This is a genomic window from Streptomyces sp. NPDC002602 (assembly GCF_042889445.1).
Lineage (GTDB): Bacteria > Actinomycetota > Actinomycetes > Streptomycetales > Streptomycetaceae > Streptomyces.
Genome location: NZ_JBIAQX010000005.1, coordinates 115,682 through 132,205 on the forward strand (window position 1 = coordinate 115,682; position 16,524 = coordinate 132,205).

At 72.2% G+C, this 16,524-nt stretch carries 18 protein-coding genes; 6 read left to right on the forward strand and 12 right to left on the reverse strand.

The window, feature by feature from the left end; genetic code table 11:
• Positions 1-162: 162 nt before the first annotated feature.
• From ACFYW3_RS16635 to ACFYW3_RS16655, 5 genes are all read left to right on the forward strand, one after another.
• The gene (locus ACFYW3_RS16635; protein WP_329446653.1) at positions 163-435 is read left to right on the forward strand and encodes a UBP-type zinc finger domain-containing protein; all 273 of its coding nucleotides are present in this window, start codon (positions 163-165) and stop codon (positions 433-435) included.
• The gene (locus ACFYW3_RS16640) at positions 432-2,162 is read left to right on the forward strand and encodes an FAD-dependent oxidoreductase (RefSeq protein ID WP_078998585.1); all 1,731 of its coding nucleotides are present in this window, start codon (positions 432-434) and stop codon (positions 2,160-2,162) included. The genes ACFYW3_RS16635 and ACFYW3_RS16640 overlap by 4 nt, the downstream gene beginning before the upstream one ends.
• A 70-nt stretch (positions 2,163-2,232) precedes the next feature.
• Positions 2,233-2,748 carry a hypothetical protein gene (locus tag ACFYW3_RS16645; RefSeq protein WP_351752374.1) on the forward strand — a complete coding sequence of 172 codons (516 nt, stop codon included), beginning with the start codon at positions 2,233-2,235 and terminating at the stop codon, positions 2,746-2,748.
• A 77-nt stretch (positions 2,749-2,825) separates the two neighbouring features.
• Complete coding sequence (locus ACFYW3_RS16650; protein ID WP_389386638.1) at positions 2,826-3,155, forward strand: putative quinol monooxygenase; 330 nt, start codon at positions 2,826-2,828, stop codon at positions 3,153-3,155.
• Positions 3,152-3,643, forward strand: coding sequence for a group II truncated hemoglobin (locus ACFYW3_RS16655; RefSeq protein WP_389386639.1), 492 nt, complete (start codon positions 3,152-3,154; stop codon positions 3,641-3,643). The genes ACFYW3_RS16650 and ACFYW3_RS16655 overlap by 4 nt, the downstream gene beginning before the upstream one ends.
• Positions 3,644-3,763: 120 nt before the next feature.
• On the opposite strand, the gene ACFYW3_RS16660 is transcribed toward ACFYW3_RS16655, so the two are convergent.
• The 7 genes from ACFYW3_RS16660 to fmt form a co-directional block, all read right to left on the reverse strand.
• Positions 3,764-4,192 carry a barstar family protein gene (locus ACFYW3_RS16660; protein ID WP_389386640.1) on the reverse strand — a complete coding sequence of 143 codons (429 nt, stop codon included), beginning with the start codon at positions 4,190-4,192 and terminating at the stop codon, positions 3,764-3,766.
• Positions 4,189-4,650 (reverse strand): ribonuclease domain-containing protein, encoded by a 462-nt coding sequence (locus tag ACFYW3_RS16665; protein ID WP_351752363.1) that lies wholly within the window; start codon positions 4,648-4,650, stop codon positions 4,189-4,191. Before ACFYW3_RS16665 ends, ACFYW3_RS16660 begins: the two co-directional genes overlap by 4 nt.
• A gap of 49 nt (positions 4,651-4,699) precedes the next feature.
• On the reverse strand, positions 4,700-4,921 hold the full coding sequence (locus ACFYW3_RS16670) for a CarD family transcriptional regulator (protein ID WP_267797429.1): 222 nt from the start codon (positions 4,919-4,921) through the stop codon (positions 4,700-4,702).
• Positions 4,922-5,016: 95 nt separating this feature from the next.
• Positions 5,017-6,030, reverse strand: a complete 1,014-nt coding sequence (locus ACFYW3_RS16675; RefSeq protein WP_351752529.1) for a sugar-binding domain-containing protein — start codon at positions 6,028-6,030, stop codon at positions 5,017-5,019.
• Positions 6,031-6,168: 138 nt separating this feature from the next.
• Entirely contained in the window at positions 6,169-6,855 is a 687-nt protein-coding gene (gene rpe / locus ACFYW3_RS16680; RefSeq protein WP_351375216.1) for a ribulose-phosphate 3-epimerase, read from the reverse strand.
• 211 nt (positions 6,856-7,066) lie between these two features.
• On the reverse strand, positions 7,067-8,563 hold the full coding sequence (locus ACFYW3_RS16685) for an RsmB/NOP family class I SAM-dependent RNA methyltransferase (RefSeq protein ID WP_389386641.1): 1,497 nt from the start codon (positions 8,561-8,563) through the stop codon (positions 7,067-7,069).
• A gap of 64 nt (positions 8,564-8,627) precedes the next feature.
• Positions 8,628-9,572, reverse strand: a complete 945-nt coding sequence (gene fmt / locus ACFYW3_RS16690) for a methionyl-tRNA formyltransferase (protein ID WP_351752360.1) — start codon at positions 9,570-9,572, stop codon at positions 8,628-8,630.
• Positions 9,573-9,823: 251 nt separating this feature from the next.
• Here fmt and ACFYW3_RS16695 point away from each other — a divergent pair, with 251 nt between their 5' ends.
• Complete coding sequence (locus ACFYW3_RS16695; RefSeq protein ID WP_351752357.1) at positions 9,824-10,369, forward strand: hypothetical protein; 546 nt, start codon at positions 9,824-9,826, stop codon at positions 10,367-10,369.
• Positions 10,370-10,607: 238 nt separating this feature from the next.
• On the opposite strand, the gene ACFYW3_RS16700 is transcribed toward ACFYW3_RS16695, so the two are convergent.
• From ACFYW3_RS16700 to gmk, 5 genes are all read right to left on the reverse strand, one after another.
• Positions 10,608-12,743, reverse strand: coding sequence for a primosomal protein N' (locus ACFYW3_RS16700; protein ID WP_351752354.1), 2,136 nt, complete (start codon positions 12,741-12,743; stop codon positions 10,608-10,610).
• Positions 12,744-12,838: 95 nt separating this feature from the next.
• Positions 12,839-14,047: a methionine adenosyltransferase gene (gene metK, locus ACFYW3_RS16705; RefSeq protein ID WP_053676612.1), complete on the reverse strand. Its 1,209-nt coding sequence runs from the start codon at positions 14,045-14,047 to the stop codon at positions 12,839-12,841.
• 194 nt (positions 14,048-14,241) lie between these two features.
• Positions 14,242-15,471, reverse strand: a complete 1,230-nt coding sequence (gene coaBC, locus ACFYW3_RS16710; protein WP_351752350.1) for a bifunctional phosphopantothenoylcysteine decarboxylase/phosphopantothenate--cysteine ligase CoaBC — start codon at positions 15,469-15,471, stop codon at positions 14,242-14,244.
• Positions 15,472-15,568: 97 nt separating this feature from the next.
• Positions 15,569-15,841, reverse strand: coding sequence for a DNA-directed RNA polymerase subunit omega (gene rpoZ, locus ACFYW3_RS16715; RefSeq protein WP_030879741.1), 273 nt, complete (start codon positions 15,839-15,841; stop codon positions 15,569-15,571).
• A 61-nt stretch (positions 15,842-15,902) separates the two neighbouring features.
• On the reverse strand, positions 15,903-16,466 hold the full coding sequence (gmk, locus tag ACFYW3_RS16720; protein WP_053676614.1) for a guanylate kinase: 564 nt from the start codon (positions 16,464-16,466) through the stop codon (positions 15,903-15,905).
• Between the last annotated feature and the right edge of the window lie 58 nt (positions 16,467-16,524).

Here is a 16,524-nt window from a genome sequence, read left to right on the forward strand (position 1 = left end):
AGGTCATGAAGTAGCCCCGACACTTCATGACCTCGGCCGAATCGGTGAACCATTCCCGAAGGCCCGACTTATGGTCTGGACGCGCCGTGAATCACTGGCGCGATGAGCGGCACCACAACCGCACGCGATCGGGACGAGCGCGCGAGGAGAGGGACGGGGACGATGACCATGGACCTGTTGTGCACACACGTCGACCGGATACGTCCGGTGAAACCCGGCACCGAGGGCTGCGAGGAGTGCCTGGTCCTGGGCGACGGCTGGGTGCACCTGCGGATGTGCCTCAGTTGCGGGCACGTGGGCTGCTGCGACTCCTCGAAGAACCGTCATGCCACGCGGCACTACCGCACCACGGAGCACCCCGTCGCGGCCTCCCACGAGCCCGGTGAGGACTGGGCCTGGTGCTACGCGGACCAGTTGATGTTGGACCCGGCGTGAGCGCGGCCCGGGAGGGCGCCCGCGTCGCCCCCGCGGGGAGCGGCACCGCCGCCGAGCGCACCGAGAACCGCAAGCCCGTCATCCTGGCCGTGGACGACGACCCGCAGGTCCTGCGCGCCGTCCGCCGGGACCTGCGCAGCGCCTACGGCGACCGGTACCGGGTGCTCGGCGCCTCCTCCGCCGCCGACGCGCTGAAGATCCTGGACTCCCTCGACGAACGCGGTCACGACCCGGCGCTCTTCCTCGTCGACCAGCGGATGCCGGACGTCACGGGGGTCGAGTTCCTGTTGGAGGCGGTCAGCCGCTTCCCCGACGCCCGCCGGGTCCTGCTGACGGCGTACGCGGAGACCGACGCGGCGATCACCGCCATCAACCGGGTCCGGTTGGACTACTACCTGCTCAAGCCGTGGGACCCGCCCCACGAGCGGCTCTTCCCCGTCCTGGACGACCTGCTCTCGGACTGGCTGGCCAACTACCGCCCCGCGTACGACGGGATCATCGTCGCCGGTCACCTGGTCTCCCCCGGCACGCACGCCGTCCGGGACTTCTTCACCCGCAACGGGCAGCCGTTCCGCTTCCTGAACGTGGAGCGGGACCCCGAGGCGCTGACCGTGATCGCCTCCGCGCACGCCGACGCGGCCCTCCCCCTGGTCCGGTTCCCGGACGGGACGGTGCTCTCCGCACCGACCGACACCCAACTCGCCCAGCGGCTGGGCCTGGCCACCACCGCCTCCCGCCCGCACTACGAGTGCGTGATCGTCGGCGCGGGCCCGGCGGGGCTGGCGGCCGGGGTCTATTCGGCGTCCGAGGGCCTGTCCACCCTGATGCTGGACTCCCGCGCCCCGGGCGGCCAGGCGGGCACCTCCAGCCTGATCGAGAACTACCTGGGCTTCCCCTCGGGCCTCTCGGGCGGGGACCTCACCCGCCGGGCGACCATCCAGGCCTCGCGCTTCGGCGCCGAGATCCTGCACCCGGTGGAGGTGGTCTCGCTGACCCGGGACGACCCGGCGAAGATCCTGACCCTGGCGGACGGCACGGAGATCAGCGCGGAGACGGTGCTGCTCGCGACCGGGGTCTCGTACAACCGGCTCCAGGCCCCCGGCGCGGACCGTTTCGAGGGCGCCGGCCTGTACTACGGAGCGGCGACCACGGAGAGTTCGGCCTGCATCTCGCAGCACGTGTTCATCGTGGGCGGCGCGAACTCGGCCGGGCAGGCGGCGGTGCACTTCGCCAAGTACGCGGCCCGGGTGACGATCCTGGTCCGGGCGGCCTCGCTCGACGACAGCATGTCCCGCTACCTGATCGACGAGATCGAGCGGACCCCCAACATCGAGGTCCGGGTGCGGACGACGGTGGTCTCGCTGGACGGTGACGAGCACCTGGAGCGGCTGACCCTGCACGACGCGGAGACCGGCGAGGACAAGGAGGTCCCGGCCCGTTTCATGTTCACCTTCATCGGCGCCCGCCCGCACACGGACTGGCTGGCGGGGGTGGTGGAGCGCGACGAGTACGGCTTCGTCCTGACCGGTTCCGACCTGATCGCCAACGGCGGTGAGCTGCCGCAGGAGTGGAGCCTGGAACGCGCGCCCTACCCCTTGGAGACGAGCGTGCCGGGGGTCTTCGCGGCGGGCGACGTGCGCGCCCACTCCGTCAAGCGGGTCGCGTCGGGGGTGGGCGAGGGGGCGATGGCGGTCTCCCTGATCCACCGCTACCGCTCGATGGGCTGAGAGCGAACACGGCCTCCGTTGCCCGCCGGACCCTTGCGATCAAGCGGGCAACGGATGCAACGTTGATTACATGATTACAGCCGAGCAGCAGACACAGCTCCGCACCTGGTTCTCGGACCGCCTGCCCGTGGACGTCTACGAGTCGCTGGTGTCGGTCACCGTCGACCGCGAGGAGATCACGGTCATCGGGACCGCGCCGGCGAACGAATCGGTCGCGGACTTCCGCGAACGCACCCGCGAGCAGCGCGTCGAGGTCGCCCGCGAGGCGCAGGAGCTCTACCGCCGCAAGGTCGCCTGGGGCGTCCGCTCCGGCGGGGAGACCACCGTCTTCACCCACCTCGCGGTGCCGGTGATGACCCGACTGCGCCAGAGCGAACGCCAGGTCCTCGACACCCTGGTGGCCGGCGGCGTCGCGCGCAGCCGGGCCGACGCCCTCGCCTGGTGCGTACGCCTGGTCGAGCGCAACACCGACGCGTGGCTCACCGAGCTGCGCGACTCCCTCGACAAGGTCCGACAGGTCCGCTCCCAGGGCCCCGACCTCGACGCGGACACCGAGTCCAACATCAAGAAGTCCGGGTCCGAATAGCCGAAAACGTCGCCGGGAACGCAAGATCGCGAAAGGCTGACCGGGACCACCTGAACCCAGGGAGAGGCACGCACACCATGACCACCACCGTCGAATACATCCGCTACCGGATCGCCCCGGGCGATCAGAAGGAGTTCGAGGCGGCGTACGCCCGGGCCGCCGAGTCGCTCGCCGCCGCGCCCGAGTGCGTCGACTACGAGCTGGCCCACGGCGAGGAGGAGGCCGAGCGCTACATCCTCCGCATCCGCTGGACCTCGATCGCGGACCACCTGGAGGGCTTCCGCAAGGGCGAGCAGTTCCCGGCGTTCTTCAGCGCGATCCGCCCGTACGTGAGCAACATCGAGGAAATGAAGCACTACCGGGTGACCGACGTGGTCGGCCCGGGGAAGGCCGCCTCCCGGTCATGAGCACCTCGCCCGACACCACGCCCACCATCTACGAGTGGATGGGCGGCGAGGAGGCGATGAACCGCCTCGCCGACACCTTCTACGCACACGCGCTCCGCGACGAGATCCTCGCCCCGGTCTTCGCCGGCATGGACGCGGAGCACCCCCGGCACGTCGCCGTCTGGCTGTCGGAGGTCTTCGGCGGCCCGAAGGACTACACCGCCCACCACGGTGGCCATCAGCACATGGCCACCAAGCACCTGGGCCGGGGCATCACCGAGAAGCAGCGCCGCCGCTGGGTGGACCTGCTGCTGGACACCGCCGACGAGGTCGGGCTCCCGACGGACCCCGAGTTCCGGGCGGTCTTCGTCTACTACATCGAATGGGGGACCCGGATGGCGCTGATCTACTCGGGCGCCAATCCCCCGCCGGTCGACGCGGCCGACATCCCGGTCTGGTCCTGGGGCCAGACCCCGCCGTGGGTCCCCAAGCCGCCCAAGACCCCGTGACCCGGTGGGGGCCCCGGCCCCCACCTTCCCGCCCCGCCGATCCGGTCCCGGCTATCCAGTCCCGGCAGTCCCGCCGATCCAATCCCGGCGATCCGATCCCGGCGATCCGATCCCGCCGCTTCAGTCCCGCCGGGGCCCGCCGCGCGGCGGTCGGGGCGAGTCCCCGCGCTCCGTCGCCGGCCCGTCCGCCAGCAGCACCGTCAGCGGGGACGACGGTCCGTCGCCGTCCCGCGCCCAGAAGTCCACGGCCTCCTCCAGGATCTCCCGGAGGGTCTCCCAGTCGCCCGGCCGGGCCCGCTCGAACGCCCGCCAGGACGTCACCGCGAGCAGCCGTCCCGGCGCCGCCGGCAGCCACGACAGGTCGATCAGCACGTCCGCCAGCGCGTCCCAGTTGCCGCCGAACCACTCGGGGACCCGCAGCGCGTCACCGAGGCGTCGCATCAGCTCGGCCTTGCTCCGCACACCGTCGAGGTCCAGGTCCAGGGTCGTCCACCCCGCCTTCCTCGCGGCGGCGAGTGCCGGGCCGAGCGGCTGCGCTTCGAGGGTCATCGGAGAACCGCCTTGAAGGTCTCGTAGTGGTCGTCCGTGTAGAAGAACTCCCCGCCCTCGCCCGTCACGATCCGCCGGGCCCCTCGGTCGCGCGCCCCCGGTGTCGTCACCGTGAACTCGTGGTAGTGACCGCGCTTCTGCCGGGGCAGCGCCTTCTCGAAGTTCCCGAAGACGGTCCCGTCCTGCCGGTACGGGTACGGCCCGCCCTTGTCGATCAGCGCCAGCACCTCACGCGCCTGCCGCGGCAGCGCGTCCGCGCGTACCGTGGCCATCCCCTTCGCCCACTTCGGCACGGCGGCGTCGCCCCCGGTGGAGGCGGAAGCCGAGCCGGAGGCAGGCGTGGCGGCGGTGGGCGCGGGATTCTTCGCGCCGCAGCCCGCCGCACCGACCAGCGCGACACAGAGGAACAGCGCCCCCAGCACACGCAGCAACGATCGGGGCACGTTCCGAAAGATCATGCACCGATCGTGCCAAATATCCGATTCGCTCGCGAATCGCCCGGTGGCCTCAGAGCGCGGCCATCTTGGTGTAGGGACTCAGGATTCGTTTCTGGACCGACCCGAAGTCGACGAGAACGGCGATCCCCTCCTCGATCCCGACGACACGGCCGAGACCGTGTTCGTCGTGAGTGACCCGGTCGCCCACGCTGAAGTGCCGCAAGGGCGCTTCCACAGGGGCCTTGAACGGGCTGGACGGCAAATGGCGGCGAGGTACTGCTGACTTTGTCATTGAACCCAGTATGCGCCCCACAGGCCGCCCCACGGTCCGCCGTTCGGATCTCAATTCCGGCACCATCCGCACCACCGACCCCCGACGGGGCCCGGTCAGTCGTCCGGGTCGGCCCGCTCCAGCGCCGGCCGCAGCCCCGGCTCGGATTCGGTGAGCAGGTAGTCGGCGACCGCCGTGTCGGTGACGAGGCTGGTCACCAGGCCCGACCGGAGCACGGCCCCGATCGCGGAGGCCTTGCGCAGCCCGCCCGCGATGGCCACGACCTCGGGGATCCGGCGCAGTCGGTCCGCCTCGACGGTGATGCACCGCTCGCCGAGGTCGCGTCCGACCCGACGACCCTCCGCGTCGAACAGATGCGCGGACATCTCGGCGGCGACGCCCAAGGAGGCGTAGTGCTCCCGTTCCTCGTCCGTCAGCATGTCGTGGACCGTGGAGATGCCCGTCTCCCAGGACCCGATGGAGACGGCCGCGACGGTCACCTTGTCGAAGTACTCGAAGGCGCGCGCGATGCCCGTCTGACCGCGCAGCGCGGCGGCCGTCGCCGGGTCGGGCAGCAGCATGGGGGCGTAGATGGGGTGCGCGTCGCCGCCGGAGACCTGCGCGGCCCTGCGTACGGCCTCCACGGAGCCGCGCTCGGCGGTCCCCGCGTCGTACACGCCGGTCAGCTGGACCACCGTGCAGGGAGGCAGGCGGTGCAGGGAGGCGGCCATGTGAATGGTCGATCTGCCCCACGCCAGACCCAGCACGTCGCCCTCGTTCACGAGCTCGCCGAGGAGGTCGGCCGCGACCGCCCCGAGGTTCTCCGGGTCGGGAGCGTCCTCGGTCGCGTCGGCCGGCGACTCCACCACGACCGCGTGGCGCAACCCGTACCGGGCCCGGAGCGCGTCCGACCGTTCCGCGTCCAGCTCGGCCGGCACCCGGATCTCGATGCGCACGAGATCGCGTTCCAGCGCCGTCTCCAGGACCCGGGCCACCTTGAAGCGGCTCACGCCGAACTCCTCGGCGATCTGGATCTTGGACTTCCCCTCCAGGTAGAAGCGGCGCGCCATGGCCGCCGCCTGCACCAGCTCCGCGGGTCCCATCCGCAGGGCTGACCGTCCCGCCGACATTGCAGACACCGCGTTCTCCTCACTGCTGTTCACACTCTCGTGTTCACACTCTCGACTCGCCGTTCATCCTGTCAGATCCGACGGCCGTTGATCAGCCTGGACAGCCCCCGTTCACCGAGCTGTTCATCAAGCCTTGTCTCAGTGGTCGCAACCCCAGGGCGCGGCGGCGATGGCCGCACTCGCCTGCTCACGCAGCGTCCGCACCGCGGCGGCCGGGTCGACCGCGCCGTAGACCGCGCTCCCGGCGACGAACACGTCCGCGCCCGCCTCGGCGACCCGCTCGATCGTCGAGGCCGACACCCCGCCGTCGACCTGGAGCCAGAGCTCCAGCCCGTGCTTGGCGATCAGCTCCCGGGTACGGCGGATCTTGGGCAGCATGATGTCGAGGAAGGCCTGCCCGCCGAAGCCGGGCTCGACCGTCATGATCAGCACCATGTCCAGCTCGGGCAGCAGGTCCTCGTACTGTTCGATCGGCGTGGCCGGCTTGAGCGCCATCGACGCCCGCGCCCCCTTGGCCCGGATCTCCCGCGCCAGCCGCACCGGCGCGGCGGCGGCCTCGGCGTGGAAGGTGACCGACCCGGCGCCCGCCTCCACGTACTGCGGCGCCCAGCGGTCGGGGTCCTCGATCATGAGGTGCAGGTCGAGCGGGATGTCCGTGGCCCGGCTCAGGGACTCCACGATCGGCATGCCGAGGGTGAGGTTCGGAACGAAATGGTTGTCCATGACGTCGACGTGCAGCCAGTCGGCGCCCTCGACGGCCCTGGCCTCTTCGGCGAGCCGGGAGAAGTCGGCGGACAGGATGCTGGGATTGATCTGAACGGCCATGCCCCAAGGTTGCCATGCCCCCGCCCGGTTCCGGCCATGACCCCGCAAGTCTCCGTGGGGTGCGGGAGGGCGAGTGATCACGGGCCTCGCCCCACTCGTCCCTCGTCACCACCCACGGCACGACCGCGCCGAGCGCGCCCCGCCGCCGCCCAGTGCCGGGGATCGCGCCACCGGCCCACCGCCCCCTCGACCGGGGGCGGCGGGCCGGCCCTCAGGCCGTGCGGCGCAGCAGTGCCAGGTACATGGCGTCCGTACCGTGCAGATGCGGCCAGAGCTGGACGTCCGGGCCGTCTCCCAGGGCCGGAACGCCGCCCATGTAGGGCCTGGCGTCGATCAGTTCGGCCGAGACGGGCGACGCGCCGGCGCCGCGCCCCTTCAGGACGTCGTCCACCACGACCCGGGTCTCCGCCAGGTGCGGGGAGCAGGTCGCGTAGCCGACGATGCCGCCGACGCGGACCGCCGAGAGCGCCTCCCGGAGCAGACCGCGCTGGAGCGGCGCGAAGCCGTCCAGGTCCTCGGGGCGTCGCCGCCAGCGGGCCTCGGGGCGTCGCCGCAGGGCGCCCAGGCCGGAGCAGGGCACGTCCATCAGGACCCGGTCGAAGGAGCCCGGCAGCCACGGCGGGCGGGTGCCGTCGGCGGCGATGACCTGGTACGGGCCGGGGTTGCCGGCCAGCGCGTTCTCCACCAGGCGCGCCCGGTGCGGCTGCTTCTCGGAGGCCAGCAGGAACGCTCCCCGCCGTGCGGCGAGCGCCGCCAGCAGGGCCGCCTTGCCGCCGGGGCCGGCGCAGCCGTCCAGCCACCGGGCGTCGCGGCCCTCGATCGGGGCCGCCGCCAGGGCCATCGCCACCAGTTGGCTGCCCTCGTCCTGCACGCCGGCGCGCCCGTCGCGCACCGCCTCCAGGGCGCCCGGCTCGCCGCCCTCGGCCATCCGCACGGCGTACGGGGACCAGCGCCCGGGCAGCGCCGAGTCCTCGCCGACCGCTTCCGACAGCTCCTCGGTGGTGGACCTCCCGGGTCGCGCCACCAGGGTGACCTCGGGCCGCTCGTTGTCGGCCTCCAGGAGGTCCTCGATGCCCGCGCGGCCCCCGCCGAGGGCGTCCCACAGCGCGCTGACGACCCAACGCGGGTGCGAGTGGTACACCGCCAGGTGCTGTTCCGCGTCGTCCTCGTAGGGCGGGGCGACCTTCTCCAGCCAGCCGTCCAGGTCGTGCGCGGCGATCTTGCGCAGGACGGCGTTCACGAACTTGGCGCGCCCGTCGCCGAGCACCACCCGTGCCAGTTCCACGCTCGCGGAGACCGCGGCGTGCGTCGGGATCCGGGTCCCCAGCAGTTGGTGGGCACCGAGCGAGAGCACGTCCAGCACCGGCGGGTCCACCTCCCGCAGCGGTCGGTCGATGCAGGCCTTGATGACCGCGTCGTACGTCCCCTGGCGGCGCAGCGTCCCGTACACCAGCTCGGTGGCCAGCGCCGCGTCGCGCGCCTGGAAGTTCTCGTCCTGGCGGGCCTTGCGCAGCAGCGGCGGCAGCACGAGGTTGGCGTACGCGTCCCGCTCCCCCACCGCCCGCAGCGCCTCGAAGGCCAGCATCCGCACGGGGTCCTTCTGCGGCCGCCGGTACGGCTTGCCCGGCTTGCCGCCCTGGGCCCCGGACGGCTTGCCACCCCCGGTGGCGGCGGGTCGACGACGAGGCTGGCGAGGCTGTTCGCTCACGTGAAAGGTGCTCCGGATGTACGAGGTGCTACGGGTCTGCAGAGGTGGGGGGGAACGTCGGGGATCAGCCTACGTCGACTCCACCGAGGCGCTCGCCGGGCGCGATCCGCACCCCGCGCGCCCAGTCCGCGCCCTTCATCGGCTTCTTGCCCTGCGGCTGCACCCAGAGCAGCTCCACGGCGTGCGAACCGGTGCCGACGTACACGTTGTTCTTGGCCGGGGCGAGCACCCCGGGCTCCAGGTCCGTGCGGTCGGGCACCAGGCCGACCGAGATCAGCTTGAGCCGCTCGCCGCGGAAGACCGTCCACGCCCCGGGGGCGGGCGTGCAACCGCGCACCACCCGGTCGGCGCGGAGCGCGGGGGCCTTCCAGTCGATCCGGGCGTCCTCCACCGTGATCTTGGGCGCGAGCGAGATCCCGTCGGTCGGCTGCTCGACGGCGCGCAGCGTCCCGTCCTCGATCCCGTCCATGGTGGCCGCCAGCAGACCGGCCCCGGCGAAGGCGAGCCGGGTCAGCAGGTCGCCGCTGGTGTCGGTCGGCCGGATCTCCTCGGTGAGGATCCCGTAGACCGGGCCGGAGTCGAGGCCTTCCTCGATCTGGAAGGTGGACGCGCCGGTGACCTGGTCCCCCGCCATGATCGACTGCTGGACGGGGGCCGCGCCGCGCCAGGCGGGAAGCAGTGAGAAGTGCAGGTTGACCCAGCCGCGCCGGGGGATCTCCAGCGCGCTCTTGGGCAGCAGCGCCCCGTACGCGACGACCGGGCAGCAGTCGGGGTCGATCTCGCGCAGCCGGGCCTGGAACTCGGGGTCGCGGGGCCGGGTGGGCTTGAGGACCTCGATCCCCGCCTCCTCGGCGCGCTCGGCGACGGGGCTCGCGACGAGACGTCGGCCACGACCCGCCGGCGCGTCGGGCCGGGTGACGACGGCGGCGACCTCGTGCCGCCCGGAGGCGATCAGGGCGTCCAGGGCGGGCACGGCGACCTCGGGGGTGCCTGCGAAGACGAGCTTCACCGGTTACTACCTCGCTATCTCGGCTGTCAGCAGCACACCAGTCTATGGGCGTGCGCGCGAGGCGGCTCACCTGCGGTCCGGAGGGGGCGTACGCACACGCGCGCGCCCCTCGCATATGCCGACACGCCCCCACAGCGTGACCTGCGCACCGGCTGGAGCGTTGGTCAAGAGAGATTGACCGAAACGGGCCGCGCATCACACCGGTGTCTGTGGCCCATCCGCTCTTCAGCACCGGTTCGAGAGGCTACTTCATGGCCGACCACGCCACCCACGACGCCCAAGCACGGGCCAGCCTGCACCTGTTGGTGCGGGACATCGAGCGGGTTCGCCGGCAGGTGGATGCCCTGCGTACGCTCACCGCCCAGCTCGGCAACGTGTACCGCCCGCGCCGCTCAGGTCCCTCCACGGGCTTCGTCGTCTACGGAAGGGCGCCCGCGCCCACCGTCCGCCTCGCGCAGGAACTCCGGGACAGCGTCGAGACGCTGGTCACCGCCGCGGTGGACTTCGACCGCTCGCTCGGTTTCTCGTGGGACGCGGTCGGTTCGGCTCTCGGCGTCACCAAGCAGGCCGTGCACCGGCGTTACGGGGCCCGGCGCGCGCAGCCCGTCGAGGCGACCGAGCCGCCGGCCGAGGCGACCACCACCACCCGCACCCTGGGGCCGCTCCCCACGATCCCGGCCGCCCGCTCGGTACCGCCCCAACCCGTGCGCGAGGAGTCGCAGACGGGCGCCCAGGCCGGAGCCGCGGCGGGGTCGGCCCCCCGCTCGCCGGCCTTCCCGGGACCGCGGAACGGCTGATCGGCCCCGCCGCCGGGACGCCGACCCCCGACGGCAGGGCCGAACCGGCCGCGGTACAGCGGTTCCCGCCCCCGGCGGAGCGATCCGAACGGTCGCCCCGCCGGGGGCGTTCCGCGTCCCGGCCACCCGACGCCCCCGGCACACCCGGCACTCCCGGCACCCTCCAACGCTCTCCGGCTCTCCGGCTCTCCGGCTCTCCGGCTCCCCGGCGGAACGACCGGCCGCCCCCGCGCGGCCGTCAGCCGATGTCCGGCGGGTCGATCCTGACCCGGACCGAATCCGCCGCCGACACGCCCCGGGCCAGCCGACCGGCCTGCGCCGACTTGAGCGCCGCCGCCAGGGCCGCGCCGTTGCCGGGCCGGACCCTGACGAGCGCCCGCTCGCCCGAGGAGGCCTCCCCGCGCCGCGCCGGCAGCGGCACCGGGCCCAGGATCTCGGCGTCCGACGGCAGCTCCGCGGCGGCCAGGAAGCCCTCGATCGCCTCCTTGCGGCCGATGACGGACGCCATGCGCGACACCGGCGGGAAGCGCAGCTCGGCGCGCTCCGCCAGCTCGCGCAGCGCGTGTCCCACGGGGTCCCACCTGACCAACGCCTGTACGGGGCGCAGCGTGGGCTCGGCCACGATCACCACCTGGCCGCTGCCGCGCACCAGGGACGACGCGGCGATCCACCGTCGCAGCGCCTCCTCGCTCGCCCGCAGGTCGGGGAAGCCGAGCATCGCCCAGCCGTCAAGGAGCAGCGCTGCCGCGTAGCCCTCGCCCTCGGCCACCGGCTCCGCGCCCGGCGTGGAGACCACCAGGGCCGGGGCGTCGGGTACCCGCTCCAACACGTGGTCGCGTCCGGAGGTGCGCACGGACACGGCGGGGAATGCGCGCCCCAGTTCCTCGGCGGTGCGGCGCGCCCCGACCACCTGGGCCCGCAGGCGGAAGGACCCGCACTCCTGGCAGTGCCAGGCGCTCTCCTGCCGGCCGCACCAGCCGCAGTGCAGCTCCCGGGCGTCGGGCGCCTCCAACGGGCCCGCGCAGGCCCCGCACCGCGCGGGGGTCCGGCACCGCTCGCAGGCCAGCCGGGGCACGTAACCGCGCCGGGGCACCTGGACGAGCACGGGCCCGGTCTTCAGGCCCTCCCGTACGGTCTCCCAGGCCAGGCTGGGCAGGCGGGCCGCGCGGGCCGCCTCGTCCCGCGCGAGGAGTTCGTCGCCGACGGTCCGGATGCGGGGCGCGTGCGCGCGCACCGTCGTCCGGTCGGCCACCAGCGGCCGGGCCCAGCCGGACTCGACCAGTTGGGCGGCCTCGACCGTGCAGCTCGTACTGCCCAGGAGGAAGGCGCAGCCCTCGGTCAGCGAGCGCAGTTGCAGCACCTCCCGCACGTGCGGGAAGGGGGCGTTGTCGTCGCTGTGGCTGGAGTCCCCGTCGTCCCAGACGGCGACCAGCCCCAGGTCCCTGACGGGCGCGAACATGGCCGCGCGGGTCCCGATCACGGCCCGCACCGAGCCCCGGTGCACCGAGAGCCACTGCGTGTAGCGCTTCTGGGGGCCCGATTCGGCGGTGAGCAGGGTGTGCAGCCCCTTGCCGACCAGGGCGGTCAGCGCCTCGTCCACGCGGGCGGCGGCGCGCCCGTCGGGGAGGACGGCCAGCGCGCCGCGGCCGGAGGCCAGGGTGGTCGCCATCGCGCGCGCCAGCTCGTCCGGCCAGTGCGGGCCGGGCAACGCCGTCCACACGGTGCGGGGGCTCGCTCCGGAGGCGAGCTCGCGCAGGAAGCCCGGTCCTGCCGGGTACCGCTCCCAGCCGCCCGGTTCCGGCGCCTCGGGGGCGGGCCTCGGCTCGGGGGACGGGCGGCTCTCGGCCTGGCCGTGGCGCGGCGGGATCGCCAGTTGGAGGACGTCGGCGAGGCTGCCCGCGTAGCGCTGGGCCACGGCCCGGGCGAGCTTCTCCATCCGCGGGCTCAGCACCCGCTCGGGGGACACCACCTGCGCCAGTGCGGCGAGCGGCCCGGTGTAGTCCGTCTCCGCGATCCGCTCGATCACGAAGCCGTCGATCAGGCCGCCGCCCTCGCGGCGTCCGTCGCGGACGCGGCCCTCGCCGGCGCCGAAGCGGACCCGGACCCTGACGCCCGGCTGGGCGTCCTCCGCCAGGTGCTCGGGGACGGCGTAGTCCCAGGTCTGGTCGAGGTGCAGGACACCCTTGTTGACGAGGATCCTGGCGATCGGCAGGTCCTTGGCCAGCGGCGCTCCCCGCCAGGTGCGGGGCTTGGCCTTCTCCTCGGCCGTCGCCTTGGCCTCGGCGACCATCCCCCGGATCAGCGCGAGCTGCTCCGGCGGACCACCGGGACTCCCGTCCTCGGGCCGCTCTTCGGAATCGCTCTCGCTGCTCACACCCGAATTCTTACCAAATGCCGGTGACAACGACGTACGGCCCCGGACCGCGAGGTCCGGGGCCGTACGTGCGGGCGCGTCCGCGCCGGGGGTTTCTACAGACCGGCGGCGGTGCGCAGGGCGTCGACGCGGTCGGTGCGCTCCCAGGTGAAGTCCGGCAGCTCACGGCCGAAGTGGCCGTAGGCGGCGGTCTGCGCGTAGATCGGACGCAGCAGGTCCAGGTCGCGGATGATGGCGGCCGGGCGGAGGTCGAAGACCTGGCCGATCGCCTCCTCGATCTTCTGGACGTCGACCTTGGCGGTGCCGAAGGTCTCCACGAAGAGACCGACCGGCTCGGCCTTGCCGATGGCGTACGCGACCTGCACCTCGCAGCGCGAGGCCAGCCCGGCGGCGACGACGTTCTTGGCGACCCAGCGCATGGCGTAGGCGGCCGAGCGGTCGACCTTGGACGGGTCCTTGCCGGAGAAGGCGCCGCCACCGTGGCGGGCCATGCCGCCGTAGGTGTCGATGATGATCTTGCGGCCGGTGAGGCCGGCGTCGCCCATGGGGCCGCCGATCTCGAAGCGACCGGTCGGGTTCACCAGGAGGCGGTAGCCCTCGGTGTCGAGCTTGATGCCGTCCTCGATGAGCTGGGCCAGCACGTGCTCGACGACGAACTCGCGGATGTCCGGGGCGAGCAGCGAGTCCAGGTCGATGTCGGCGGCGTGCTGCGAGGACACGACGACCGTGTCCAGGCGCACGGCCTTGTCGCCGTCGTACTCGATGGTGACCTGGGTCTTGCCGTCGGGGCGCAGGTACGGGATGGTGCCGTTCTTGCGGACCTCGGACAGGCGGCGCGAGAGCTTGTGCGCGATGTGGATCGGGAGCGGCATCAGCTCGGGCGTCTCGTCGCAGGCGTACCCGAACATCAGGCCCTGGTCGCCGGCGCCCTGCTTGTCCAGCTCGTCCTCGTCGCCCTCGACCCGCTTCTCGTACGCGGTGTCGACGCCCTGCGCGATGTCGGGGGACTGCGCGCCGATGGACACCGACACGCCGCAGGAGGCGCCGTCGAAGCCCTTCTTCGAGGAGTCGTAGCCGATCTCGAGGATCTTGTCGCGGACGAGCTGCGCGATCGGGGCGTAGGCCTTCGTCGTCACCTCTCCCGCGATGTGGACGAGACCGGTGGTGATGAGGGTTTCCACGGCCACGCGCGAAGTCGGGTCCTCGGCGAGAAGCGCGTCGAGGATCGTGTCGCTGATCTGGTCAGCGATCTTGTCGGGGTGGCCCTCGGTCACGGACTCCGAGGTGAACAGGCGACGGGACACAACGCTCCCTGGGGTTGCAGCGGCTGCTGGCTGATCATTTGGCGGAACCACATCGGGGGCTGCGCCCGATCACGTTCCGAGTGCAGTTTATCGGTCGCCGCCGTCTGTCGGACCACCCGTCTCGCCTTGTGGGAGCCGTGTGACCTGCGGCACTCCATTCTGACCCAGGAGTCTGTCTCCCGGAAGCGTCCCGTTCAGGCGCGTCGTGGCGCGAATCGTGCCACGACGTGATCCCAAATCACCTCGGCCAGTACGTCCTTCGGACCATACGGCACCGCCGTCTCGGCCCCATCGGAAGCCAGGACCACCGCTTCGTTCTCCTCGGAACCGAAGGTCTTGCTCTCGCCCACTTCGTTGACGACGAGAAGATCACACCCCTTGCGGCGGAGTTTCGCACGTCCGTTCGCGAGAACGTCGTCCGTCTCGGCGGCGAATCCCACCACGACCTGCCCCTCCCGGGCGCGGTCGGCGGAGACCTCCGCGAGAACGTCGGGGTTGCGTACGAGGGCCACCGGCTCGGGCTCCTGCCCGTCCTTCTTCTTGATCTTTCCGTCCGCGTAGCGGGCGGGCCGGAAGTCGGCGACGGCGGCGGCCATCACCACCGCGTCGGCCTCGGCGGCGGCCTCGAGGACCGCCTCCCGGAGCTGGAGGGCCGTGCCCACCCGTACGACGTCCACCCCGGCCGGGTCGGGCAGCGCGGTGTTGGCCGCGACCAGTGTGACGCGGGCGCCGCGGGCGACGGCGGTGCGGGCGAGCGCGTAGCCCTGCTTGCCGGAGGAACGGTTGCCGAGGAACCGGACCGGGTCGAGCGGCTCCCGGGTACCGCCGGCACTGATCACCACGTGTCGGCCGGCGAGGTCGGGTCCGGCGGCGCCGTCCGCGCGGCCGGCGCCCCGCAGGACGTGGCGGCAGACCTCGTAGATCTCCTCGGGGTCGGGCAGTCGCCCCTTGCCGGTGTCCTTGCCGGTGAGCCGGCCGACGGCGGGCTCGATGACGACGGCGCCCCGTCGGCGCAGCGTGGCCACGTTCTCCTGGGTGGCGGGGTGCTCCCACATCTCGGTGTGCATCGCGGGGGCGAAGACGACCGGACAGCGTGCGGTGAGCAGGGTGTTCGTCAGGAGGTCGTCCGCGAGGCCGTGGGCGGCCTTGGCGAGCATGTCGGCGGTGGCGGGGGCGACGACCACCAGGTCGGCCGACTGTCCGATGCGCACGTGCGGCACCTCGTGCACGGTCTCCCAGACCTGCTGGGAGGCCGGGTTGCCGGAGAGCGCGGCCCAGGTGGCCTCGCCGACGAAGTGGAGGGAGGCCGCGGTGGGCACCACCCGTACGTCGTGCCCGGACTCGGTCAGCCGACGCAGCAGCTCACAGGCCTTGTAGGCGGCGATTCCGCCACTGACCCCCAGCACGACCTTCGGCTTGCCCACCACACACTCCCCTTCGCGGAACATCACTGACACCCATGACACACCACAGGCCCGACAGATGTTCTGCCGGGCCTGTGGTGAAAGGAATTCTCGGTGCTTACTGAGCCGGGGCCTCGATGGCCTCGGAGGTCAGCAGACCCGCGTTGATCTCGCGCAGCGCGATCGAAAGCGGCTTCTCGTGGACGTGAGTGTCCACCAGCGGGCCGACGTACTCAAGCAGGCCCTCGCCGAGCTGCGAGTAGTACGCGTTGATCTGACGGGCACGCTTGGCCGCGTAGATCACGAGGCTGTACTTCGAGTCGGTGGCCTCGAGCAGCTCGTCGATCGGCGGGTTGATGATGCCCTCGGGCGCAGTCATGGAAGAGGACACGCTCTACCTTCCGAAGATGGGTGAAGATTCAAACATCGATCGAAAGAACATCGATCAACGATCAGACAACTTCCATCAAGGCTAGCAGCTCGCGCGCCACGTCCTCGACGGAGGTGTTGACGAGGGTGGTGTCGAACTCCGATTCGGCAGCGAGTTCGACGCGGGCCGCGCCGAGCCGACGCTCGATGACCTCGGCCGACTCGGTCCCGCGACCGGTGAGCCGGCGGACCAGCTCCTCCCAGCTCGGCGGGGCGAGGAAGACCAGCTGGGCCTCGGGCATGGACTCGCGGACGAGTCGCGCGCCCTGGAGATCGATCTCCAGCAGGACCGGCTCGCCGTTCTCCAGGCGTTCCAGTACCGCGCCGCGCGGTGTGCCGTAGCGGTTGCCCGCGAATTCGGCCCACTCCAGCAGCTCGCCATTGGCGATCAGCTTGTCGAACTCGTCGTCGTTGACGAAGAAGTAGTGGACTCCGTGTCGCTCACCGGGCCGCGGCTTGCGGGTGGTGGCCGACACCGAGAGCCATACCTCGGGGTGAACCTTGCGCATATGCGCGACGACCGTGCTCTTGCCGACCCCCGAGGGGCCGGAGAGCACGGTCAGCCGCGGACGAACCTCTGCTGCCATAGAGCGATTATCCAGGTTCTCGGGACTGCCTGAGAACGCCGGGAGAACTTCGTGCGAA

Coding starts and splice junctions, on each gene's coding strand:
- ACFYW3_RS16635 (WP_329446653.1), top strand. CDS start 163: ATGACCATGGACCTGTTGTGCACACACGTCGACCGGATACGTCCGGTG.
- ACFYW3_RS16645 (WP_351752374.1), top strand. CDS start 2,233: ATGATTACAGCCGAGCAGCAGACACAGCTCCGCACCTGGTTCTCGGAC.
- ACFYW3_RS16650 (WP_389386638.1), top strand. CDS start 2,826: ATGACCACCACCGTCGAATACATCCGCTACCGGATCGCCCCGGGCGAT.
- ACFYW3_RS16655 (WP_389386639.1), top strand. CDS start 3,152: ATGAGCACCTCGCCCGACACCACGCCCACCATCTACGAGTGGATGGGC.
- ACFYW3_RS16660 (WP_389386640.1), bottom strand. CDS start 4,192: ATGACCCTCGAAGCGCAGCCGCTCGGCCCGGCACTCGCCGCCGCGAGG.
- ACFYW3_RS16665 (WP_351752363.1), bottom strand. CDS start 4,650: ATGATCTTTCGGAACGTGCCCCGATCGTTGCTGCGTGTGCTGGGGGCG.
- ACFYW3_RS16670 (WP_267797429.1), bottom strand. CDS start 4,921: ATGACAAAGTCAGCAGTACCTCGCCGCCATTTGCCGTCCAGCCCGTTC.
- ACFYW3_RS16675 (WP_351752529.1), bottom strand. CDS start 6,030: ATGTCGGCGGGACGGTCAGCCCTGCGGATGGGACCCGCGGAGCTGGTG.
- rpe (WP_351375216.1), bottom strand. CDS start 6,855: ATGGCCGTTCAGATCAATCCCAGCATCCTGTCCGCCGACTTCTCCCGG.
- ACFYW3_RS16695 (WP_351752357.1), top strand. CDS start 9,824: ATGGCCGACCACGCCACCCACGACGCCCAAGCACGGGCCAGCCTGCAC.
- gmk (WP_053676614.1), bottom strand. CDS start 16,466: ATGGCAGCAGAGGTTCGTCCGCGGCTGACCGTGCTCTCCGGCCCCTCG.